At 64.6% G+C, this 20,826-nt stretch carries 19 protein-coding genes and 1 pseudogene; 13 read left to right on the top strand and 7 right to left on the bottom strand.

Features of this window, described 5'->3' with window-relative positions; genetic code table 11:
• Positions 1-88: 88 nt before the first annotated feature.
• Positions 89-316: a 50S ribosomal protein L31 gene (gene rpmE, locus BRA1253DRAFT_RS27790; protein WP_007599895.1), complete on the top strand. Its 228-nt coding sequence runs from the start codon at positions 89-91 to the stop codon at positions 314-316.
• A gap of 201 nt (positions 317-517) precedes the next feature.
• Here the strand turns inward: rpmE and BRA1253DRAFT_RS27785 are convergent, their stop codons facing one another.
• Positions 518-1,027: a DUF1465 family protein gene (locus BRA1253DRAFT_RS27785; protein ID WP_007599893.1), complete on the bottom strand. Its 510-nt coding sequence runs from the start codon at positions 1,025-1,027 to the stop codon at positions 518-520.
• Between the two features lie 576 nt (positions 1,028-1,603).
• Entirely contained in the window at positions 1,604-1,795 is a 192-nt protein-coding gene (locus BRA1253DRAFT_RS27780) for a DUF1192 domain-containing protein (RefSeq protein WP_007599892.1), read from the bottom strand.
• Between the two features lie 111 nt (positions 1,796-1,906).
• On the opposite strand from BRA1253DRAFT_RS27780, the gene BRA1253DRAFT_RS27775 reads away from it, so the two are divergent.
• Both BRA1253DRAFT_RS27775 and BRA1253DRAFT_RS27770 read left to right on the top strand, forming a co-directional pair.
• Positions 1,907-2,905, top strand: a complete 999-nt coding sequence (locus BRA1253DRAFT_RS27775; RefSeq protein WP_007599890.1) for an NAD(P)H-quinone oxidoreductase — start codon at positions 1,907-1,909, stop codon at positions 2,903-2,905.
• A 154-nt stretch (positions 2,906-3,059) separates the two neighbouring features.
• Positions 3,060-5,936 carry an EAL domain-containing protein gene (locus BRA1253DRAFT_RS27770; protein ID WP_007599888.1) on the top strand — a complete coding sequence of 959 codons (2,877 nt, stop codon included), beginning with the start codon at positions 3,060-3,062 and terminating at the stop codon, positions 5,934-5,936.
• A gap of 109 nt (positions 5,937-6,045) precedes the next feature.
• On the opposite strand, the gene BRA1253DRAFT_RS27765 is transcribed toward BRA1253DRAFT_RS27770, so the two are convergent.
• Positions 6,046-6,318: a hypothetical protein gene (locus BRA1253DRAFT_RS27765; protein ID WP_007599886.1), complete on the bottom strand. Its 273-nt coding sequence runs from the start codon at positions 6,316-6,318 to the stop codon at positions 6,046-6,048.
• A 144-nt stretch (positions 6,319-6,462) separates the two neighbouring features.
• Here BRA1253DRAFT_RS27765 and BRA1253DRAFT_RS27760 point away from each other — a divergent pair, with 144 nt between their 5' ends.
• Positions 6,463-7,959, top strand: a complete 1,497-nt coding sequence (locus BRA1253DRAFT_RS27760; RefSeq protein WP_007599885.1) for a sensor domain-containing diguanylate cyclase — start codon at positions 6,463-6,465, stop codon at positions 7,957-7,959.
• A gap of 90 nt (positions 7,960-8,049) precedes the next feature.
• Here BRA1253DRAFT_RS27760 and BRA1253DRAFT_RS27755 read toward each other — a convergent pair whose 3' ends face one another.
• On the bottom strand, positions 8,050-8,925 hold the full coding sequence (locus BRA1253DRAFT_RS27755; RefSeq protein WP_007599884.1) for a UTP--glucose-1-phosphate uridylyltransferase: 876 nt from the start codon (positions 8,923-8,925) through the stop codon (positions 8,050-8,052).
• Positions 8,926-9,128: 203 nt separating this feature from the next.
• On the opposite strand from BRA1253DRAFT_RS27755, the gene BRA1253DRAFT_RS27750 reads away from it, so the two are divergent.
• Positions 9,129-10,526 carry a lytic murein transglycosylase gene (locus tag BRA1253DRAFT_RS27750; protein WP_007599883.1) on the top strand — a complete coding sequence of 466 codons (1,398 nt, stop codon included), beginning with the start codon at positions 9,129-9,131 and terminating at the stop codon, positions 10,524-10,526.
• Between the two features lie 170 nt (positions 10,527-10,696).
• Positions 10,697-12,385 (top strand): SGNH family hydrolase, encoded by a 1,689-nt coding sequence (locus tag BRA1253DRAFT_RS27745; protein WP_007599878.1) that lies wholly within the window; start codon positions 10,697-10,699, stop codon positions 12,383-12,385.
• 161 nt (positions 12,386-12,546) lie between these two features.
• Here the strand turns inward: BRA1253DRAFT_RS27745 and BRA1253DRAFT_RS27740 are convergent, their stop codons facing one another.
• Positions 12,547-12,921 (bottom strand): CsbD family protein, encoded by a 375-nt coding sequence (locus tag BRA1253DRAFT_RS27740; RefSeq protein WP_007599877.1) that lies wholly within the window; start codon positions 12,919-12,921, stop codon positions 12,547-12,549.
• A gap of 73 nt (positions 12,922-12,994) precedes the next feature.
• Positions 12,995-13,732 carry an SDR family NAD(P)-dependent oxidoreductase gene (locus BRA1253DRAFT_RS27735; protein WP_007599876.1) on the bottom strand — a complete coding sequence of 246 codons (738 nt, stop codon included), beginning with the start codon at positions 13,730-13,732 and terminating at the stop codon, positions 12,995-12,997.
• A 98-nt stretch (positions 13,733-13,830) separates the two neighbouring features.
• Here BRA1253DRAFT_RS27735 and BRA1253DRAFT_RS27730 point away from each other — a divergent pair.
• Positions 13,831-14,609 (top strand): annotated as a pseudogene (locus BRA1253DRAFT_RS27730) (SDR family NAD(P)-dependent oxidoreductase).
• A gap of 190 nt (positions 14,610-14,799) precedes the next feature.
• Positions 14,800-15,687, top strand: a complete 888-nt coding sequence (locus BRA1253DRAFT_RS27725) for a TauD/TfdA family dioxygenase (protein WP_007599867.1) — start codon at positions 14,800-14,802, stop codon at positions 15,685-15,687.
• 154 nt (positions 15,688-15,841) lie between these two features.
• Here the strand turns inward: BRA1253DRAFT_RS27725 and BRA1253DRAFT_RS27720 are convergent, their stop codons facing one another.
• Positions 15,842-16,486 (bottom strand): YqgE/AlgH family protein, encoded by a 645-nt coding sequence (locus BRA1253DRAFT_RS27720; protein ID WP_007599866.1) that lies wholly within the window; start codon positions 16,484-16,486, stop codon positions 15,842-15,844.
• Positions 16,487-16,628: 142 nt separating this feature from the next.
• On the opposite strand from BRA1253DRAFT_RS27720, the gene BRA1253DRAFT_RS27715 reads away from it, so the two are divergent.
• The 5 genes from BRA1253DRAFT_RS27715 to BRA1253DRAFT_RS27695 all read left to right on the top strand — a co-directional run bounded on the left by BRA1253DRAFT_RS27715 (position 16,629) and on the right by BRA1253DRAFT_RS27695 (position 20,743).
• Positions 16,629-17,468 carry a protein-disulfide reductase DsbD domain-containing protein gene (locus tag BRA1253DRAFT_RS27715; RefSeq protein WP_007599865.1) on the top strand — a complete coding sequence of 280 codons (840 nt, stop codon included), beginning with the start codon at positions 16,629-16,631 and terminating at the stop codon, positions 17,466-17,468.
• A 251-nt stretch (positions 17,469-17,719) separates the two neighbouring features.
• Positions 17,720-19,087 carry a flippase gene (locus tag BRA1253DRAFT_RS27710; RefSeq protein WP_035994027.1) on the top strand — a complete coding sequence of 456 codons (1,368 nt, stop codon included), beginning with the start codon at positions 17,720-17,722 and terminating at the stop codon, positions 19,085-19,087.
• A 53-nt stretch (positions 19,088-19,140) separates the two neighbouring features.
• Positions 19,141-19,377, top strand: a complete 237-nt coding sequence (locus tag BRA1253DRAFT_RS27705; protein ID WP_007599863.1) for a hypothetical protein — start codon at positions 19,141-19,143, stop codon at positions 19,375-19,377.
• A complete protein-coding gene (locus tag BRA1253DRAFT_RS27700) occupies positions 19,374-19,688 on the top strand; it encodes a type II toxin-antitoxin system RelE/ParE family toxin (RefSeq protein WP_007599861.1) in 315 nt (104 codons plus the stop codon). The genes BRA1253DRAFT_RS27705 and BRA1253DRAFT_RS27700 overlap by 4 nt, the downstream gene beginning before the upstream one ends.
• 230 nt (positions 19,689-19,918) lie before the next feature.
• The gene (locus tag BRA1253DRAFT_RS27695; protein WP_007599859.1) at positions 19,919-20,743 is read left to right on the top strand and encodes a sulfite exporter TauE/SafE family protein; all 825 of its coding nucleotides are present in this window, start codon (positions 19,919-19,921) and stop codon (positions 20,741-20,743) included.
• The last annotated feature ends 83 nt before the right edge of the window (positions 20,744-20,826 follow it).

The raw sequence follows: 20,826 nt of genomic DNA, 5'->3' as shown, positions 1-20,826 counted from the left end.
TTTTACAGGGCCTCGTGGGGTATAGACCGCGCCAAATCCGTCATTCGATAGCCACTCAAGTGAGGCGCCGGGGCGCCGAGGAATTGCCATGAAAGCCGAAATTCACCCGAACTATCATACGATTAAGGTCGTGATGACCGACGGAACCGAGTATCTGACCCGCTCCACCTGGGGCAAGGAAGGCGACACGCTGAACCTCGACATCGACCCCAAGTCGCACCCGGCCTGGACCGGCGGCAACGCCCAGCTGATGGATCGCGGCGGCCGCGTCTCGCGCTTCCAGAAGAAGTTTTCGGGCTTTCTCAAAAAGGATTGATCCGGCCCCTCGAGGCTGGAGACGAAAACGCCCCCGGAGAGCCGGGGGCGTTTTTTTTGTTTTGAGGCGATGTGCTCTCGACCAAGGCGAGAAATCGTAGGATGGGCAATGCGTAGCGTGCCCACCAATCTTGATTGCGATTCTGCGAGAAAATGGTGGGCACGGCGCTGCGCGCCTTTGCCCACCCTACGGCACCTGCGCTTACCGCTCGAACGCTGCCTTCAGCGCGTTGAGATGCGGCACCAGCGGGTTGCCGATCGAGGAATGATCGACCGGCGGCGTGTGGATGGTGGTGTCCAGGCGGCGCACGCGGGTCTGGAGGCTCATCGAGCGATGGATCAAATCCTGGAGCTGCGACGGCAGCTTCTCGATGCTGTCGGTCGAGCCGGGATCGGCGGCGGAGAGCTTGACCTTGGTTTTTTCGCGGTTGGCCTGGCCCAGCGTCATCTCGCCTTCCTTCACCGCGCGGTGCAGCAGCAGCCACGAGGCGAGCTGCATCAGGCGGGTGGTCAGGCGCATGCTCTCGGTCGCATAGGTGAGGCTGACGGCGCGATCGAGCGCCTTGGCCTCGGTGCGGCCGGCGCCATCGAGATAGGCGGCGGTCTCTTCGACCAGGTCCATGCCCTCGCGGAACAGGACGCCGAACGCCGCAGAATTGGTGAACCGCTCGCTGAGTTGAACGAGAGCACCTTCGGCTTGCAAACGTTCCATGGTTAACGCCCCTTACGCAACTGTCTGACTGCCCGGCTTTGGCGCCGGCTTATGATGAACAAATCATTGCGCGGGCGCGACGCCGAGTCCAGTGACAAGCGCGGATATGGTTTCCGCGGGTCTTTGCTCGGAATTCAACCGCGGCGAGACGCAAAAAGGCGGAGCTGGGCGCAAAAAAGAGCCGCCGGAAAACCGGCGGCTTTGAAAGTTGATAACAGGGAGGCGTCAAACAGAGTGGACAGGAGCCACTCGGTGTCCAAACAAGGACAGTTCCCAGTCATAAACTCGAAAGCTTAATGTGGAGTAAACGAGCGATTATTTTGAGGGTTCGTTAGCCATGTCGGTCAGTGGCCGAGTGGGCGGTGGAACGAATTCTTCACGCGCATCCGCAGCGAAGGCCGAAACCAGACCCTCATGGTGAGGAGCGCGCTCTTCGCGCGCGTCTCCGGACGATGCTTCGCATCGCCGGGACCATGCAGGCCCTGCTCTCGCCCGCGGCCATCCTTCGAGACGCGCGTGCCGCGCTCCTCAGGATGAGGACCGTGTGTGAGGCCAGCCCCGCTCCAGCGTCGGACCCTACGACTTGAAAACGCTGTTGGCCGCATCGCGCGAGGCGCGCTTCTTTGTTGTGGCTTCTTCCAATCTTGCGATCTCGGCCTTGAGCAGCGCGATGCGCTCGGTCAGTTCCTCCACTGACAAGAGTGAGAGATCCTGGCCGATGTCATGGCTGATCTTTTTGCGCGGACGGTCGTCGTCTTCCATCGCCATCCTTGTTCCTCCTGCGTTCGCATCACAAGCGGCTGAGGCGGTTGCCAGCCTGCACCGCGCTGGCTAAGCAATGGCCTCGTTCCATCCCGCACCTTTGCTCAAGGACACATCATGGACAAGCTGCCCGCGCAAATGACCGTGGTCGCCATCTCCAAACCCGGCGGACCGGAAGTGCTGGTGCCGGAACAACGGGCGCTGCCGCAGCCCGGTCCCGACGAGATCCTGGTCAAGGTGCAGGCCGCCGGCGTCAATCGGCCCGACGTCGCGCAGCGCTCCGGCGCCTATCCGCCGCCGCCCGGCGCCAGCGACCTGCCCGGCCTCGAAATCGCGGGCGAAGTGGTGGCCGTCGGCAGCAACGCCAAGCGGCACAAGATCGGCGACAAGGTGATGTCGCTGGTCGCCGGTGGCGGTTATGCGCAGTACTGCATCGCCCAGGACGGTCAGGCGATGAGCGTGCCGCCGTCGCTCTCGATCAAGGAAGCCGGTGCGCTGCCGGAAACGCTGATGACGGTCTGGCACAATGTGTTCGAGCGCGGCGGGCTGAAGGCCGGCGAGACGCTGCTGATCCATGGCGGCTCTTCCGGGATCGGCACCATGGCGATCCAGCTCGCAAAAGCGTTCGGCGCCAAGGTGATCGTCACCGTGGGATCGCAGGACAAGATCGATGCCTGCCTCAAGCTCGGCGCGGATCGGGCCATCAACTACAAGGACGAAGACTTCGTCGCCGTGGTCAAGGCGGAGACGAACAATGCCGGCGCCAATCTGATCCTCGATATGGTCGCCGGCGACTATGTCGATCGCAACTATGACGCCGCCGCGGTCGACGGCCGCATCGTGCAGATCGCGACCCTCAACGGGCCCAAGGTCACCGTCAACATCGCCAAGGTGATGGTGAAGCGCCTGACCCACACCGGCTCGACGCTGCGTCCCCGTAGTAATGCGGACAAGGCGGCGATGGTGGCCGCGATCGAGGCGAAAGTGATGCCGCTGTTGCGCGAAGGCCGGGTCAAGCCGCTGATGGACAGCACTTTCCCGCTGGAAAAGGCATCCGACGCGCACCGGCGGATGGAAACCTCTGCACATATTGGCAAAATTGTGTTGGAGGTCTAGGCCAGCGGCCCACAGGGCTAGCCGGAAACCCTTTGATTTTCCTCGCTTTCGTGGCATCTATCGCGACGCACCGAACCACTTTGTTCCGTTCGGAAAACGCCGTGCACCGAAGAGCCTGCACCGAAGAGTTTGCGTCGAACGCGGAGAACTGACCTTGCGTCTGATCAGGTGCCTCGCGCCCATAGCGCTGGGCCTCATGATTCTCGTCTGCGCGTTCCCGGCGCGCGCGCTCGACGCTGTCAGCGTCCGCGGTGACGCGCCCGCAATCGACCTCACCGGCGTGCTCGAGCATCAGCGCAGCGACGCCGACCGCATCCAGGTTTCCACCGCGCCCGGCACCGACGGCATCGTCCGCCGCATCGAGGTGCGCGCCCGCGAAGGCGGCCAGAACTGGGTGGTGTTCGCGCTCGCCAACAACACCGACGACCAGCTCGACCGCCTGATCGTCGCCCCGCATTACCGCATCGTCTCCTCGGGGCTGCTGTGGCCCGACCTCGGGCTGTCCCGCATCGCGACCATCACGCCCTCGACCGGCGACCGGCCGGAGCGGCAGGAGAGCCCGACCGCCGACGTCTTCCGCGTCACCCTCGATCCCGGCGCCGTCGTCACCTTCGTCGCGGAGCTGCGCACCGACAAGCTGCCGCAGCTCTATCTGTGGGAGCCGGAATCCTACAAGGACAAGGTCAACTCGTTCACGCTGTACCAGGGCATCGTGATCGGCATCTCCGGCTTGCTGGCGCTGGTGCTGACCATCCTGTTCGTGGTCAAGGGCAGCATCATGTTCCCGGCCGCCGCGGCGCTGGCCTGGGCGGTGCTGGTCTATATCGGCGTCGATTTCGGCTTCTGGGGCAAGGTGCTCGACATGTCGAACAACGCCGAGCGCATCTGGCGCGCGGCGGGTGAGGCGATACTGGCGGCGACGCTGCTGGTGTTCCTGTTCGCCTATCTCAATCTCAGTCGATGGCACGTGCGCTATTCCCACATCACGGTGGGCTGGCTCGCGTTCCTGGGCTCGCTGGTTGCGCTGGCCCTGTTCGACCCCGCGGTGGCCTCCGGCATCGCGCGCATCTCGCTGGTGCTGATCGCCTTCGCCGGCTTCGCGTTGATCGTCTATCTCTCCACCCACGGCTTCGACCGCGCGGTGCTGCTGATCCCGACCTGGTTCCTGCTGGTGGTCTGGGTGGTCGCGGCCGGCATGACGGTCGCAGGCTCCGTCACCAACGACATCGTCGGCCCTGCCCTGCTCGGCGGCCTCGTGCTGATCGTGATGCTGATCGGCTTCACGGTGATGCAGCATGCCTTCGCCGGCGGCGGCGCCACCACCGGCGTCGTCTCCGACATCGAGCGCCGCGCGCTGGCTCTGGCCGGCTCCGGCGATCTGATCTGGGACTGGGACGTTTCCGCCGACAAGGTCTTCACAAGCCCCGAGACCGAGGCCCTGCTCGGCCTCAAGCGCGGCACGCTGGAAGGCCCGGCCGCCTCCTGGCTGGAAGTGCTGCACCCGCTCGACCAGGATCGTTTCCGCGCCGCGCTCGACAGCGTGCTCGACCAGCGCCGCGGCCGCCTGGTGCAGGATTTCCGCCTGCGCACGCCGGACGGTCACTTCATGTGGTTCGCGCTGAAGGCGCGCCCGGTGGTCGGCTCCGACGGCGAGGTCTCGCGCGTGGTCGGCACCCTCACCGACGTCACCGAGCTGCGCAACGCCGAGGAGCGCCTGCTGCACGATTCCGTGCATGACAATCTCACCGGCCTGCCCAACCGCAAGCTGTTCATGGACCGGCTCGGCGCCGTCGCGCATTTCGCCAAGACCATGCCGACGCTGCGGCCGACGCTGATGGTGATCGACCTCGACCGCTTCAAGCAGGTCAACGATTCCGTCGGCATCGCGGTCGGCGATTCCATCCTGCTGACGCTGGCCCGCCGCCTCACCCGCATCCTGAAGCCGCAGGATACGCTGGCGCGGCTCGCCGGCGACCAGTTCGGCCTGATCCTGCTCTCGGAGCAGGACCCCGCCCGCATCACCGCTTTCGCCGAGACCATCCGCAAGACCATCCGCGCGCCGATCGCCTTCAACGAACGCGAGATCTTTCTCACGGCCTCGATCGGCCTTGCCTTGTCCGATCCGCAAGTTCAGCTCACGGACGAGATCATCAAGGACGCCGAGCTTGCGATGTATCACTCCAAGCGCATCGGTGGCGACCGCATCGACGTTTACAAGTCCGCGATGCGCGCGCGAAAAACCGACCGGCTGACGCTGGAAAGCGAATTGCGCCGCGCCATCGAGCGGCAGGAGCTCACGATCCTGTACCAGCCGATCGTGCGGCTCGAAGACCGCTCCGTCGCCGGCTTCGAGGCGCTGGTGCGCTGGGATCATCCCAAGCTCGGACGCATGGCGCCGTCGGAATTCATCACCATCGCGGAAGAGACCGGCCTGATCATCGACCTCGGCATGTTCGTGCTCGACCAGACCGCCAAGCAGCTCTCGATCTGGCAGCGCGCGATGCGCTCGCGCGAGCCGATCTTCGCATCCGTCAACGTCTCCTCGCGGCAATTGCTGCGCCACGATCTGATCCACGACATCCGCACCGTGCTGTCGCGCTCCTCGGTCGCGCGCGGCACGCTGAAGCTGGAATTGACGGAATCGCTGGTGATGGAGAATCCGGAGCACGCGGCGCAGATGCTGACGCGGATCCGCGAGCTCGGCACCGGGCTGTCGCTCGACGATTTCGGCACCGGCCATTCGTCGCTGGCCTATCTGCAGCGCTTCCCGTACGACACCATCAAGATCGACCAGTCCTTCGTGCGCACCACCAACCGCGGCACCCGCCCGGTGATCCTGAAGTCCATCATCGCGCTCGCGCACGACCTCGGCATGGACGTGGTCGCCGAAGGTGCCGAGACCGATTCCGACGCGGTCGAGCTCTACCAGATGGGCTGCGAATACGCGCAGGGGTTTGCCTTCGGCGAACCCATGGACGCCGACGCCGCGATGCGCCTGCTCACGGAAGTGCGCCTGGAAGCGGCGAGCTGATCTCAACGCGAGTCCGGTCCCGTAGGGTGGGCAAAGGCGCACTTGCGCCGTGCCCACCATCAATCCAACATTGCAACAGAGGTGGTGGGCACGCTTCGCTTTCGCCACCCTACGATACTGGCCGCCGCCGGTCGCTCTTCAGCTTCGTGAACCGCACGCTCGCACCGTCCGGCATTCGCATCGCCTTGAAACCCGCGGCGAGGCAGGCTTCGCGCTGGGGCATCTGGATGTCCGGGCTGCGCAGGCTGTCCCACCATGAGGCACGATTCGCCGCGCGCGGCAGGGCCGCGCCGATGATCTCTTCGATCTGTTCATAGGTCAGCACGAATTCCGCCTGCTTCTGCCGCATCAGATAATCGCGCAACGCGTCGTAGTCGTTCACCGCTGTCCTCTTCGCTGGTCGAAGCCCCGCTTTGCCCAAAAACGTCAGCCGCGGAAACCAATTTTTAACTCATTCCGGCAGCGCCGTCCCGGCTTAAACACTGCTCAAGCTTTCGGGCGCATTCACTAATGTCGGGAGCAAATGATGTTGTCTCGATGGCGCGACGTCACGGCCCGGCGGCCATGGCGGCTTTCGGCGAAACTGCTGATCATCTCGTCCGTGGTGACGGTGATCGGCTTTTCCGCCATTTGCGTCAACGTCATGCTGGACATGCGCCGCGGCGAGGAGGCGCTCGCCCGCCAGACGTTGGAAAACCTGGCGACGACCATCGAGTCCGACGTCAGCCGCAACATCGAGATCTACGACCTGGCCCTCAAGGCGGTCGCCAGCAACATGCTGCTGCCGGAGATAGCCACGGTCTCGAAGCCGATCCGTCACCTCATCCTGTTCGACCATGCGACCACGGCGAGGCATTTCGGCGCGATCCAGGTGTTCGACGCCGACGGCCGGCTAACCATCGACGCCTCCACGCTCGATCCCGTTGCCGAGAACCGCAGCGACGAGGATTACTTCAAGGCTCATCGCGACAATCCGGACGCAGGCCTCTTCATCAGCCGTCCCATGCTGTTCCGCGGCGCCTATTCGATCGTGCTGAGCCGGCGTATCAGCGACACCGACGGGGGCTTCCTCGGCGTCGTCGCCGGATCGATCCGCTTCAGCTATTTCCACGAATTGTTCGAGCGGCTGAGCCTCGATGCCGACGACACCATCACCGTGCTCAGGCGCGACCGTACCGTCATGATGCGGCGGCCGTTTGATCTCGACGTGATCGGCACGAATCTGGCCAACCGGCCGGTCTGGAAGGCCGAAAATCTGAAGGTCGGCGGCGCATTCGCCGGACAGGGGCCGATCGACGGCACGCCGCGGCTCTATGTCCGCAGTAGTGGGAGCAGCCCGCTATTCGTGGTGGCAGGCAAGCCACTGAACGCCGTGTTCGAGCTCTGGCAGAAGGAAGCCTACCGCATCGGCGCCGTGGTGCTGGCGCTCAGCGTGTTCATGCTGGCATCGACGCTGGTGCTCGCGCGCGAGATCGGCCGGCGCGCCGAGGCCGAGCGCAAGCTCGAGGAGATGGCGACGACCGACGCGCTCACCGGCCTGAAGAACCGCCGCAAGTTCGACCAGGTGATCGACGTCGAATGGCGCCGCGCGATGCGGCAGCAGACGCCGATCGCGCTCTTGATGATCGATGCCGATCACTTCAAGGCCTACAACGACACGTTCGGCCACCAGGCCGGCGACCAGGTGCTGGTCGGCATCGCCATCTGCATTTCCGATTCGGTGAGCCGCGCCAGCGACTGCGCCGCGCGCTATGGCGGCGAGGAATTCGCCGTGCTGCTGCCGGGCACTTCGGTCACCGACGCCCTCACGGTGGCCGAGAAGATCCGCGCGAAGGTGCAGGGCTGGTCCGACGACCACACGAGCTCGACGGTGTCCTGCGGCATCGCGAGCCTCGTTCCCACCACCGGCATGGACTGGCCGCTCCTGGTCGCCGCCGCCGACAAGGCGCTCTACGCCGCAAAAGCCGGCGGCCGCAACCAGTCGGTGGTCGCGAGCCTGCCGAAGCTGTCGCTGGTGGCTTAAGTCTCGGCGTTGGAGGTGTCGCTCGCCACAACTTCAGTGTCGTCCCGGCCTAGTGCGCAATTGCGCACTAGGCCGGGACGACTGGGAGCGTTACTGCCCCAAATACTTCTTCATTTCCGCAATGAGCCCGTCACGCAGCTCCGGCCGCTTCAGGCCGTAGGCGATGTTGGCGCGGAGAAAGCCGGGCTTGGAGCCGCAATCGTGGCGCTCGCCCTCGAACTCGACGCCGTAGAATTTTTGCGATCTGGCAAGGCCGATCATGGCGTCGGTGAGCTGGATCTCGCCGCCGGCGCCGCGCTCCTGGGTCTCCAGGATCTTGAAGATCTCCGGCTGCAGGATGTAGCGGCCGGTGATCGAGAGGTTGGAGGGCGCGGTGCCCTTGGCCGGCTTCTCGACCATGCCGTCGACCTCGAACATCTTGCCGGTGCGTTTGCCGACGCCGCAGATGCCGTATTGATGGGTCAGATGGTCGGGCACCGGCTCGACCGCGATGACATTGGATTTTTCGCCGAGCTTGCTGGCGGTGTCGATCATCTGCTTCAGGCAGCCGGGCGAATTGAGCACGAGTTCGTCCGGCAGCACGACCGCGAACGGTTCGTTGCCGACGATGTCGCGCGCGCACCAGACTGCGTGACCGAGGCCGAGCGGCGCCTGCTGGCGAGTGAAGCTGACGGCGCCGGCCTCCGGCTGGTTCTGCGCCAGAACGTCCTGCTCGGTCTTCTTGCCGCGCGCGGCCAGCGTCGCATCAAGCTCGAACATCCGGTCGAAATGATCTTCGATGACACTTTTGTTGCGGCCGGTGACGAAGATGAAGTGCTCGATGCCGGCTTCCCTGGCTTCGTCATAGACGTACTGGATCAGCGGCTTGTCGACGATCGTCAGCATTTCCTTCGGCATCGCCTTGGTGGCGGGCAGGACGCGGGTGCCGAGGCCGGCAACGGGAAATACGGCTTTGCGGATTTTCATGGGATTGATCGAATACCTGAGGAACACGTGAAGGGAGCAATGGCATCTTGCTAGCTTGTTTGCAGCCGCCAACAAAGGCGGATGTGGGGCCTCATCCTCACAGAGTTAAGAAAAAGGCCACCATCAAAATTTCACCTTTGTTAAGCTGTTGGCAACCGTAACCAGGCCTCCTGAGGGCGGATTTTGGCCGGACAGGTGTGGACATGATGCAATCAATGGCAGGGCTGGCGAAACGGGGCGGGTCCGTGACCGGTGCGACGATGATTGCGGCCGCCCTGCTGTTCCCGCTTCCCGCCGGCGCGCAGGCTCAGAACGGTCTGTCCAATCTGTTCGGCGGTATTTTCTCAGGCCCGAACCCGGCGACTTCGCAAGCAGCGCCCGGGTCCAGCGGCGCTCAAACGGGAGTTCAACCCTGGACCGGCGAGGACGGCGCCTCCGGCCATCCGCTGATGACAGCCGCCGCGATCCGCGAGGCCGCGGGTAGCTTCAACAATTGCGTCGCAGGGATGTGGCCCGATGCCGCACGGCGCAACATCACTCAGGAAAATTTCCAGCGCTTCACGGCAGGCCTCGCGCCCGATCTGCGCATCATGGACCTGATGGACTCGCAGCCCGAGTTCACTAAGTCGATCTGGGATTATCTCGACATCCTCGTGAACGACAACCGCCTCGCCAAGGGCCGCGAGGTTCTCGCCAAGTACAAAGCGCAGTTCGACGCCACTGAAAAAGCCACCGGCGTCGACCGCTATATCATCGCCTCGATCTGGGGCATCGAGTCCAACTACTCGACGCAGATGGGCGATCGCAGCGTGCTGCAATCGACCGCGACGCTCGCCTGCATCGGGCGCCGCCAAGCTTACTTCAAGGACGAATTCCTCTCGGCGCTGGAGATCCTCAACCGCGGCGATCTCAGGCCCGAACAGTTGCGCGGCTCCTGGGCCGGCGCCTTCGGCCCGACGCAGTTCATGCCGACCGCGTTCAAGCGCTTTGCCGTGGACGGCGACGGCGACGGCCGGCGTGACGTCGTCGACAATCCCTCCGACCTGATCGCGTCGACCGCCAACAATCTGAAGAAGGACGGCTGGCAGGCCGGCCAGACCTGGGGCTACGAGGTCGTGGTGCCCCAAGGCTTCAACTACATGCTGGCCGACCGCGCCAAGGCGATGACGATGGCGCAATGGGAAAAGCTCGGCCTCAAGCGCCCGACCAACCAGCCCTTCCCGCATCCGGCGGAGAAGGCCTATCTGCTTGCGCCGGCCGGTGCCCAAGGGCCGGGCTTCCTGATGCTGCAGAACTTCCGCGTCATCATGAAGTACAACCCGGCCGAGGCCTATGCGCTGGCGATCGGCCATTTCGCCGATCGCCTCCGCGGCGGCCAGCCCTTCGTGCAGCCCTGGCCGCGGCAGGAGCGGGAGCTGTCCCGCACCGAGCGGCTGGAACTGCAGCAGCTGCTGGCCCAACGCGGCTTCTACAAGGGCACCCCGGACGGCCAGTTCGGTGGCCAGACCCGGGAGGCCCTGCGCAACTTCCAGGCCTCGATCGGGGTCCCCGCCGACGGTTTTGCCTCCTCCGACGTGCTGGACCGGCTGCGCGGGCGGTAAAATCGCGTCGAAAGTAACCCTGAACAGGGATTTTGGCAGGCAGCCTTGACGGCGGCGCCTGTTCCTCGGCGTATGGGTCAAAATCTGCAACAGAATCTGCCCGTTTGGCGCCCGATTCCGTTATTATATCGAGCGTGTCCCGATCCCCCATTGCGCGTGCCCGAGATCGCATGTCGAAGAAGTCCCTGCTCAAGGCGCTGACCGAGACCGGCCCGTTGATCGCGCTGGGGACGGCGCTTGCGATTCTGGTATCGGTTGCCGGCCCGGCCTCGGCGCAGTTCTTCAACTTCCCCGGCTTCGGCGGTCCACCGCAGCGCGCGGCCCCGCCGCCGCGCAATGGCGGAGGCGGCGGCTGGTTCGGCGGAGATTTCTTCGCGCCGTTCCAGCAGCAACAGCAGCAGGCGCCGCGCCAGGATTTTTCGCGCGCGCCGGCGCCAGCCAAGCGTGACACCACGCCCGACAAGAACGTGCTGGTGATCGGTGACGCCATGGCCGACTGGCTCGCCTACGGCCTGGAAGACGCCTACACCGAGCAGCCCGACATGGGCGTGATCCGCAAGCACAAGACCACATCCGGCCTGATCAAGTACCAGCCGAAGGGCGAGCCCTCTGATTGGGTGGCTGCGGCCAAGGGCATTCTCGAGACCGAGAAGCCTGAAATCATCGTCGTCATGCTCGGCCTCAACGACCGCATCTCGATCCGCGAGCCGGTGGCCGAGAAATCCGACAAGGCCTCGGACAAGGACAAAGACAAGAAGAACGACAAGGGCGCCCGCGCCAAGCCGCAAGGAAAGCCGGGTGACAAGCCGGGCGATGCCAAACCCGACACGGCCGCCAAGCCGGACGACAAGCCCGCCGACACCGACCTGCCGCAGGATGATGCCGATAACGCCGACACGCCTGCGGCCGCGCCCGAAAAGACGGCGCGCAATCCGAACGGTGTCTACGAATTCCGCGACGAGCGCTGGGTCGAGCTCTACGGCAAGAAGATCGAGGAGCTCGCCAACGTCCTCAAGGCCAAAGGCGTGCCGGTGCTCTGGGTCGGCCTGCCCGCGATCCGCGGCCCCAAGGGCACGGCGGACATGCTGTTCCTGGATTCGCTCTATCGCGAAGGCGCGGCCAAGGCCGGCATCACCTATGTCGACGTCTGGGACGGCTTTGTAGACGAAGCCGGCCGCTTCCTTCAGAAGGGCCCGGACTTCGAAGGCCAGATCCGTCAGCTCCGCAGCGGCGACGGCGTCTATTTCACAAAACCCGGCGCGCGCAAGCTCGCGCATTATGTCGAGCGCGAGATCACGCGCCTGCTCGCAGGCCGCTCCGGCCCGATCGCGCTGCCGAGCGAGCCGGCGACACCCGATACCAGCGCCGAGCCCGGCAAGCCCGCACCGCGGCCGCTGGCCGGCCCGATCGTGCCGCTGGTTGCGGCCTCGATCTCGACCGATCAATTGCTGGGTGGGCCGGGCTCGCGTCCTGCCGCCGTCGATGCGCTCGCTGCGAAGACGATGGTGAAGGGCGAGCCACTGGCTGCGCCTGCCGGCCGCGCCGACGACTATGCCTGGCCGCGCCGCGAAGTCGGCCGCGAGCAGGCCAAGGGCGATACGCCGGTCGCCACGACGACACCCGATGGCGGTACGCCGGGTGCGGCCGCAGCGATCGCCCCGCCAAAGCTTGCGCCGAAGAAGCCACCGGCGCCGCAGCAACCGGCACAGGCAGCGCCATCGATGCGCGATTTCTTCGGCTTTGGCTCGCCGCCGCCCCCGCCGCGTCAATTGGCGCCAGCGCCGCGCAATCCGACTCCCAACCCCGCGATCCCGCGGCCGCCTGGCAATGTCGGGCGATCGGCGGAAGTGTTCCGATAATTTTTCTAAGCTGAGGTCTTCGTGTCCCGGACGCTCTGCAGCGTGAAACGCTGCTGCGCAGAGCCGGGACCAGCACGTCCAAAAAGAATGGGCCCCGGCTCAGCAACGCGGCGTTACACGCCGTGTTGCGTCCGGGGCCTGATGCTTATCGTGCGTTGGCTTTAGCCGTAATAGCGCCAGCGCGGCGGCGGGCGGCGCGAAGGCCGTGCCATCAGCAACGCGAGGGCGAAGCCGATACCGCCGGCGACCAGCAGCGCGCCGAGCGGGTTGTCCTGCACCTTCTGGGCAATCGCCTGCGAACCGTCGCGCAAGGTTTCGGCCGGCTTGTCATAGGCGTCCTTGGCATAGCTGGCCGCGGTGTCCGTCGCGTCACGGACGGCATCCTTGGCTTGGCCGTAGAGATTCTGCACGGAGCCTGCGGCTTCCCGCGCCTTGCCCGACGCCTGTGTCTGCGCATCGCCTGCGAGATCACCGACAGCGCCTTCCGCGCGTCCGGCGAATTCCTTGGCCGATCCGACAATCCGATCTTTATCCATGATGCTCCTCCTCGGGGGTCAGCCCAAGTAACCGATCAGGAGCGGCGCAGTTCCATGTGACTTGAAATTGGACTCAAAGAATGAGCCCGCCGTCGACGACCAATGTCTGGCCGATGATGTAGGACGACAGCGGCGATGCCAGGAACAGCGCCGCGCCCGCCATGTCAGCCGGCGTGCCCAATCGCCGCAGCGGAATGCGCGAAAGTGCACCTTCGAGCCGCTTGGGATTGTCGGTCGTCACCTTCGTCATCTTGGTGTCGACCAGACCGGGCGCGATGCCGTTGACGCGGATGCCGTCTTCGGCCCAGGCCTCGCCCAGCGTCCGCGTCAATCCGACCGCGCCCGTCTTCGACGCGTTGTAAGCAGGATTGCCCATGGTGGAATGATAGGCCGCGGTCGAGGACACCATGATCAGCGATCCCCGCGAGTCCCGCAGCATGGAATGAAAGCGCGTGGCGCAGGCCATCAGGCTCATCAGATTGACCTCGACGACCTTGCGGAAGCCCGCCATCTCGAACTCGCCACGGCGATAGAGCACCGCGCCCTGCGCGAGCACCAGGATATCGAGCCGTTCGAACGACGGCTTGAACGCTTCGACCGCTCCGGCATTGCCGACGTCGAGCTGCGCGTAGGAAAGACCGGTGAGATCCGAGCCCTCCGCTTGCGAATATTCCTTCGCGTGAGCCCGCGTGCCGCAGACCGCTACTTGCGCGCCCCTGACGCGAAAGGCTTGCGCGATGCCGTTGCCGATGCCGCTGGATCCGCCGACGACCAGCACCTGCTTGCCTGGGAAATCGAGTTCGTTCGTCATCGGGGCCTCCCTTTTGTTCTGCTTGTTTGACCTGTCTGCGGATCGATGCCAGCCTTGTCCATCTCATAACAAGAAACAAGACGCCGCGAGGAAACAGCATGTCCGAGTTCAAACAGCTCAGCCGGTCCGTGAAGGGCCTGACCGTTCTCGTCACCGGCGCGGCCAGCGGCATGGGGCGTGCAACGGCACGCGTGTTCGCCGCTGACGGCGCCAACGTTGCCACCACGGATTATGACGAGCAAGGCGCCCTGGCCGTCGCGAAGGAGACGCGGCAAGCGGCGGCGCCGCGAAAGCCTGGAAGCTCGATGTTGCCGACGGCGATGAGATCAAACGCGTGGTCGGCGACGTCGCCGCGCATTTCGGCGGGCTCGACATCATCGTCAACAATGCCGGCATCTCCGTGCGCGTCGCGATCGACGACGAGACCTATGAGGACGCCTGGGCCAGGGGCCTCACGGTGATGCTGACGGCGCATCCGCGCATCATCCGCGCCGCGCTGCCTCACTTGCGCAAGTCGAAAAGTCCGCGCATCGTCAACATCGCCTCGACCGAGGCGCTCGGCGCCACCGCATTGCACAGCCCCTATTCGGCGGCAAAGGGCGGCGTCGCCAGCCTCACCCGCTCGCTCGCGGTGGAGCTCGGCCGCGAAGGCATCACCGTCAATTGCATCTGCCCGGGGCCGGTCCGCACCGCCATCACCGACCGGATCTCGGAAGAGCACAAGACCATCTACGCCAAGCGCCGCACGGCACTCGGCCGCTACGGCGATCCGGAGGAGGTCGCGCACATGACGCTGAGCCTGTGCCTGCCGGCGGCGTCCTTCCTCACCGGCGCGGTCATCCCCGTCGACGGCGGCCTGATGGCGCGCAACGCGTGAGAGCTGTAGCCCGGATGGAGCGCAGCGCAATCCGGGAAGGTCTTTCCGCGGCACGATGCCCCGGATTGCGCTTCGCACCATCCGGGCTATAGGCAGCTATGCGCACCGAGCGTTGACATCGCCCGTTACGGGAGTAACTTTTTCCTCGACAGAGCGGGACCAACCGCTTGCACGCCCGGGAGAAAACGCCATGACGATCGCCATCCGGCAACTTCAGACACATTTTGTCGGCGAGGTTTCCGGCCTCGATCTGCGACAGCCTCTCACACCAGATGAGGCGCGCGAGGTCGAAGCCGCCATGGACAAATATGCGGTGCTGGTGTTCCACGATCAGGACATCACCGACGAACAGCAGATGGCCTTTGCGCTGAATTTCGGCCAGCGCGAGGACGCGCGCGGCGGCACCGTGACGAAGGAAAAGGACTACCGGCTCCAGACGGGCCTGAACGACGTCTCCAATCTCGGCAAGGACGGCAAGCCGCTGGCGAAGGACAGCCGCGCGCATCTGTTCAATCTCGGCAACTGCCTGTGGCATTCCGACAGCTCGTTCCGCCCCATCCCGGCAAAATTCTCGCTGCTGTCGGCGCGCGTGGTGAACCCGAAGGGCGGCAACACCGAATTCGCCGACATGCGCGCGGCCTATGATGCGCTCGACGACGAGACCAAGGCCGAAATCGAGGACCTCGTCTGCGAGCACTCGCTGATGTATTCGCGGGGATCGCTCGGCTTCACCGAATACACCGATGACGAGAAGCAGATGTTCAAGCCGGTGCTGCAACGTCTCGTGCGCACCCATCCCGTGCATCGCCGCAAGTCGCTCTATCTCTCATCGCATGCGGGCAAGATCGTCGGCATGAGCGTCCCCGAGGGCAGGCTGCTGCTGCGCGATCTCAACGAGCACGCGACGCAAAGCGAGTTCGTCTACGTCCACAAATGGAAGCTGCATGATCTCGTGATGTGGGACAACCGCCAGACCATGCACCGCGTCCGCCGCTACGACCAGTCGCAGCCCCGCGACATGCGCCGCGCGACGGTGGCAGGCACGGAGCCGACGGTGCAGCAGCAGGCGGCGGAGTAGGCGCTACTCAGCAGTCGGTGTCATCGCCCGGCTTGACCGGGCGATCCAGTACTCCGAGACAGCTGCGATAGAGCCGATACGCCCCGGCGTACTGGATGCCCCGGTCAAGCCGGGGCATGACAGCGGAGGGCGATACACGGCAGCGAGAATGGCGCTACGCGTGCCCGGCCTCGTTCGAGAGCATGCCGGGATCGATGCCGATCTTGCGCAGCGCGCGTCCGTATTTTTCGTCGACGTCGTCGCCGAAGATCAAATCCGAATCCGCGTCGCAATGCAGCCAGCCATTGCTCTGGATTTCGGTCTCGAGCTGGCCCGGCGCCCAGCCGGCATAGCCGAGCGCGAGGATGGCGTGCTTGGGACCGGAGCCGTTGGCGATCGCACGCAGGATGTCGACGGTCGCGGTGAGGCAGACGCCGTCGTCGATCCGGAGCGTCGCGTTCTCGATGTAGAAATCGCTGGAATGCAGCACGAAGCCGCGGCCGGTATCGACCGGACCGCCGCGTAGCACCTTCATGCTTTCGGCATTCTCCGGCAGCTTGATGTGCTCGCCCTTCTTGATGATGCCGAGTTGCTCCAACAGCTCGGGGAAGTCGATGCTGCCGGCCGGGTGGTTGACGATGATGCCCATCGCGCCTTCGGCGGAGTGGGCGCAGAGATAGATCACCGAGCGCTCGAAGCGCTCGTCGCCCATCACGGGCATGGCGATCAACAGCTGGCCGTCGAGGTAGCCCGCCGAACTCGGGAGCGCGGGGGCTGACTTGCGGGTGCTTTCGCCCGTCCTCTTGCCTGTGGGAGCCATCGGTGAAGCACTCCGGTTTCAGTTCCTATCCTGATGTCGGGCCGACCGGCTGTCAAATCAAGGCTTGCAGGGACTCGATTCAAGTGCATCCATCACAAGCAATTCAATGGTTTGCCGCGGGGTCACCCTGTAAAGACGTACCATGCTGACAAGAGTTCCCCTGCGTGCGGCGGTTGGCGTCGCGACAACCCTGCTCGCGTCGTCGCTGGCGCTTGATGCCCATGCCGACGATTCATCGCCATGGCAACGCGACGGACATTCCGCGGTGCGGTTGCTGGCGGGATCGCGCAGCGGCGCCGTCCTGCTCGGCGGTATCGCCTTCCAGATCCAGCCCGGCTGGAAGACCTATTGGCGCATGCCGGGCGATTCCGGCGTTCCGCCGCGCTTCGATTTCTCGAAATCCGACAATGTCGAAGCGGTGACGGTGATGTGGCCGGCCCCGCAGAAATTCGACGACGGCGCGGGCGGCCATTCGATCGGCTATCACAACCAGATCGTGCTGCCCCTGCGCATCATCGCCAAGGCGGCCGACAAGCCGGTGACGCTGCGCGCCGAAATCAATTATGCGGTGTGCGAAAAGCTGTGCATTCCCGTCGAGGCCCGCGCCGAGCTCGGCTTCAACAGCGTCGCCTCGACCGAGGACGCCAATCTGCGTGCAGCGCTCGACACCGTGCCCAAGCCTGCCACCATCGGCGATCCCAACCCGCTCACCATCCGCGACGTCAAGCGTGACGGGCCCAAGAATGTCGTGGTCGACGTGGTCGCGCCCGATGCGCGCACCGTCAATCTCTACGTGGAAGGCCCGACGCCTGATTGGGCGTTGCCCATCCCGGCACCGGTCGAGCCCAGCCCACCTGGCGTGAAGCGATTTTCTTTCGAGCTCGACGGACTGCCGCCGGGCGCCAAGCCCGACGGCGCAGCGCTGAAGTTCACGCTGGTCGGACCGGAGAAGTCGTACGAGTTCAATACCAATTTGGAGTGATTGTCGTCCTGGACAAGCGGAGCGTAGATCCAGGACCCATTACCCCCAAGGCGTAGTGGTGGCGCGAAACTGCTAACCTCGAATCTTCGCCAAACCTCTCCCTGGGGTAATGGGTCCTGGCTTTCGCCAGGTCGACGTTGGAGTTGCAACACACTCCACCCAACCGAATCTTAACGAATGGTTGCTAATCCCCAAGGCTAGCGCAGAAGCCTTCCGCGGCATGCGCGTGTGCGCCTCGGGGACCCTTCGAATTGGCCGTGATGGATGCAGAACCCGCAACGACCGGACCTGCCGGCCTCATCGCGCGGCTGCGCGACAAATTGACGGGCGGGTCGAGCGAGGCATCGCTGACGCGGCGGCTGGCCGGCACCATCTTCGTCATCCGCATGATCAGCGCCGGTCTTGCCTATTTCTCGCAGGTCCTGCTCGCGCGCTGGATGGGAACGTCGGACTACGGCGTCTATGTCTATGTCTGGACCTGGGTGCTGCTGCTCGGCAGCATGATGGACTTTGGCATGTCGGCCTCCGCGCAAAAAATCATTCCGGAATACCGCGGCCGTGGCGAGCATGCGCTGCTCCGCGGCTTTCTCTCGGGCAGCCGCTGGCTGACCTTTGCCGTTTCCGCACTGGTGTCGCTCGGCCTTGCCGGTATCGTCAAATTGCTGTCGCCCTGGATCGATCCGGCCGAAGAGCTGCCGCTCTATATCGGCTGCATGACGCTGCCCGCTTTCGTCGTCGCCAACACCCAGGACGGCATCGCGCGTTCGCATGACTGGATGCAGCTCGGCCTGATGCCGCAATTCATCATTCGCCAGGCGCTGATCATCGTCATCACGGCCTGCGCCTTCCTGCTCGGCTATCATCTCGGCGCGGTCGCCGCGATGGTCGCGAGCGCCGGCGCGGTGTGGATCGCGATGACCGGGCAGATGGTGGTGCTGAACCGCAAGCTCGGCGGTCATATCGAGCCGGGCCCCAAGGCCTACGACATCGGCGGCTGGCTCGCCGTGTCGCTGCCGATCCTGCTGGTCGAAAGCTTCTACCTGCTGCTGTCCTACACCGACGTGCTGGTGCTGCAGCAGTTCCGCCCCTCCGAGGAGGTCGGCGTCTATTTCGCCGTGGTGAAGACGCTGGCGCTGGTCTCCTTCATCCACTACGCGATGTCGGCGACAACAGCGCATCGCTTCGCCGAATACAACGCTGCGGGCGACAAGGCGCGGCTGTCGGCCTACGTGGCGCATGCCATCAACTGGACGTTCTGGCCGTCGCTGGCGGCGACCATCGTGCTGCTCGCGCTCGGCAAGCCGCTGCTCTGGCTGTTCGGACCGCAATTCGTGGTCGGCTACGACATCATGTTCGTCGCCGCGATCGGCCTCGTGGTCCGTTCCGCGATCGGCCCGGTCGAACGGCTGCTCAACATGCTCGGCCAGCAGAAGATCTGCGCGCTGGCCTATGCGCTGGCGTTTGCGATGAACCTGGTGCTCTGCATCGCGCTGGTGCCGCGCTTCGGCGGCCACGGTGCTGCGGCCGCGACCTCGATCTCGCTCAGTTTCGAGACGGTGCTGCTGTTCTGGATCGTGCGACAACGGCTCGGCCTGCACGTGCTGGCGTTCGGACGCTAGCCATCGGCTCAAGGCGATTGGAAAGCCATCCGCCGCCTGATATAGTCGGATCCATGGCTGCAAGCGATCTGCGAAACCTTCTGGAACGTGCCCAGACTTGGCCTGAAGAGGCCCAGAAGGAGTTGGTTGCCATTGCAAGCGAAATCGAGAGTGAGCTGCTCGGCGGCGAGTATCTTGCAACGCAAGAGGAATTGCGAAGCATCGACGCGGCCTTGGCGTCGATGGATCGCGGCGAGGTCGCTACGGATGCCGAGGTTGCGGAGGCCTTCGCGAAATTTGGGCGCGGATGAAGGTCGTCTGGACGCGAGAGGCGCTTGCTGATCTCGCGGACATCGCGACCTATTATGCCAGCAACGCCAGCCCTGTGATCGCGGAAGCTGTCGGCCAGAGATTCGTTGACGTCGTGGAACGTGTCCGTGTCGCGCCTTTCTCGGCGCCACGCGTTGCGCACCGTTCCGAGGTTCGTGTCGCAGCGGTCGTCCGCTACCCATTCCGGATGTTTTACCGTGTCCGTGGCGACGTCATCCATATCGTCCACATCCGCCACACGTCACCGCGACCGGTCGCGGGGCTGAATGAGCCCGGAAAGCAATATGCCTAGTCTAGAGCGTTATCGGTTCTGATTGAATGAGAACCGAAGCTCTGGATTCCGGTTTTGACGTCTAACCGAAATGTCCGTTTCGCGAGAGGGCGATGAATTGGAGAAAACGCCTCCGCTCCGCCCCCCTGCAGGAGGATTTTTCTTATTCGGTGCAAGCGGTTGCGCCGCAGGGAAAGTTTATTCTACGTCATATTGCCCAACTGACGAGATAAACCTAAGATTCCCTGGACATGATCGATCCACTCTACGTCGCCTCCGGTTTCGGCGTCGGCCTGCTGGTCGGGATGACCGGCGTCGGCGGCGGTTCGCTGATGACGCCGCTGCTGATCCTGCTGTTCGGGATTCATCCATCGACCGCGGTCGGCACCGACCTGCTCTATGCCGCCGCCACCAAGACCGGCGGCAGCGTGGTGCATGGCTGGTCGCGCAGCGTGCACTGGCCGGCGGTGCTGCGGCTCGCCTGCGGCAGCCTTCCGGCGAGCGCGCTGACGCTGCTCGTGCTGTGGAAGCTCGACCTCAAGAGCGATTCCGAGCGCAATCTCGTCAACCTCGTGCTCTGCTTCGCACTGCTGCTGACTGCGACCTCGCTGATCTTCCGCAGATCGATCATGGAGCGCTATCGCCGGCGCCTGGAGCAGGTCGATGACCGCACCACGGCGATCGCGACCGTCGTCACCGGAATCGTGCTCGGCGTGCTGGTTTCGATTTCATCGGTCGGCGCCGGCGCGGTCGGCGTCACCGTTCTGCTGCTGCTCTATCCGCGACTGCCGGTGGCGACCATCGTCGGCTCCGACATCGCCCATGCGGTCCCGCTGACGCTGATCGCCGGAATGGGGCATTGGGCGCTTGGCGACGTGGATTGGGCGCTGATGGGCGTGCTGCTGTTGGGCTCGCTGCCCGGCATCGTCGTCGGCAGCTTTAGCGCGACACGCGTGCCCGAGACGGTGCTGCGCCTGACACTTGCCTGCGTGCTGTTCGTGGTCGCCGGCAAGATCATGTTCGCGGAGCTGCACCTGTCCTCGGCATTCGAGACGGCGCTGGCCTGGACGCACTGAACGGAGAACGGCGTCGTCCGATATCATCTTGTAGGGTGGGCAAAGCGAAGCGTGCCCACCACTTTTTTCCTCATTCGAACAAA

The sequence above is a fragment of the Bradyrhizobium sp. WSM1253 genome (genome assembly GCF_000244935.1).
Taxonomy (GTDB): domain Bacteria; phylum Pseudomonadota; class Alphaproteobacteria; order Rhizobiales; family Xanthobacteraceae; genus Bradyrhizobium; species Bradyrhizobium canariense.
This window is presented reverse-complemented; position numbering and strand designations above follow the sequence as displayed.

Bases quoted from the DNA above. Each gene is read 5' to 3' on its own strand.
- rpmE (WP_007599895.1), top strand. From the start codon at position 89: ATGAAAGCCGAAATTCACCCGAACTATCATACGATTAAGGTCGTGATG.
- BRA1253DRAFT_RS27755 (WP_007599884.1), bottom strand. From the start codon at position 8,925: ATGAAAATCCGCAAAGCCGTATTTCCCGTTGCCGGCCTCGGCACCCGC.
- BRA1253DRAFT_RS27760 (WP_007599885.1), top strand. From the start codon at position 6,463: ATGTTGTCTCGATGGCGCGACGTCACGGCCCGGCGGCCATGGCGGCTT.
- BRA1253DRAFT_RS27780 (WP_007599892.1), bottom strand. From the start codon at position 1,795: ATGGCGATGGAAGACGACGACCGTCCGCGCAAAAAGATCAGCCATGAC.
- BRA1253DRAFT_RS27785 (WP_007599893.1), bottom strand. From the start codon at position 1,027: ATGGAACGTTTGCAAGCCGAAGGTGCTCTCGTTCAACTCAGCGAGCGG.
- BRA1253DRAFT_RS27775 (WP_007599890.1), top strand. From the start codon at position 1,907: ATGGACAAGCTGCCCGCGCAAATGACCGTGGTCGCCATCTCCAAACCC.
- BRA1253DRAFT_RS27735 (WP_007599876.1), bottom strand. From the start codon at position 13,732: ATGACGAACGAACTCGATTTCCCAGGCAAGCAGGTGCTGGTCGTCGGC.
- BRA1253DRAFT_RS27750 (WP_007599883.1), top strand. From the start codon at position 9,129: ATGATGCAATCAATGGCAGGGCTGGCGAAACGGGGCGGGTCCGTGACC.
- BRA1253DRAFT_RS27725 (WP_007599867.1), top strand. From the start codon at position 14,800: ATGACGATCGCCATCCGGCAACTTCAGACACATTTTGTCGGCGAGGTT.
- BRA1253DRAFT_RS27740 (WP_007599877.1), bottom strand. From the start codon at position 12,921: ATGGATAAAGATCGGATTGTCGGATCGGCCAAGGAATTCGCCGGACGC.
- BRA1253DRAFT_RS27695 (WP_007599859.1), top strand. From the start codon at position 19,919: ATGATCGATCCACTCTACGTCGCCTCCGGTTTCGGCGTCGGCCTGCTG.
- BRA1253DRAFT_RS27745 (WP_007599878.1), top strand. From the start codon at position 10,697: ATGTCGAAGAAGTCCCTGCTCAAGGCGCTGACCGAGACCGGCCCGTTG.
- BRA1253DRAFT_RS27705 (WP_007599863.1), top strand. From the start codon at position 19,141: ATGGCTGCAAGCGATCTGCGAAACCTTCTGGAACGTGCCCAGACTTGG.
- BRA1253DRAFT_RS27715 (WP_007599865.1), top strand. From the start codon at position 16,629: ATGCTGACAAGAGTTCCCCTGCGTGCGGCGGTTGGCGTCGCGACAACC.
- BRA1253DRAFT_RS27720 (WP_007599866.1), bottom strand. From the start codon at position 16,486: ATGGCTCCCACAGGCAAGAGGACGGGCGAAAGCACCCGCAAGTCAGCC.
- BRA1253DRAFT_RS27700 (WP_007599861.1), top strand. From the start codon at position 19,374: ATGAAGGTCGTCTGGACGCGAGAGGCGCTTGCTGATCTCGCGGACATC.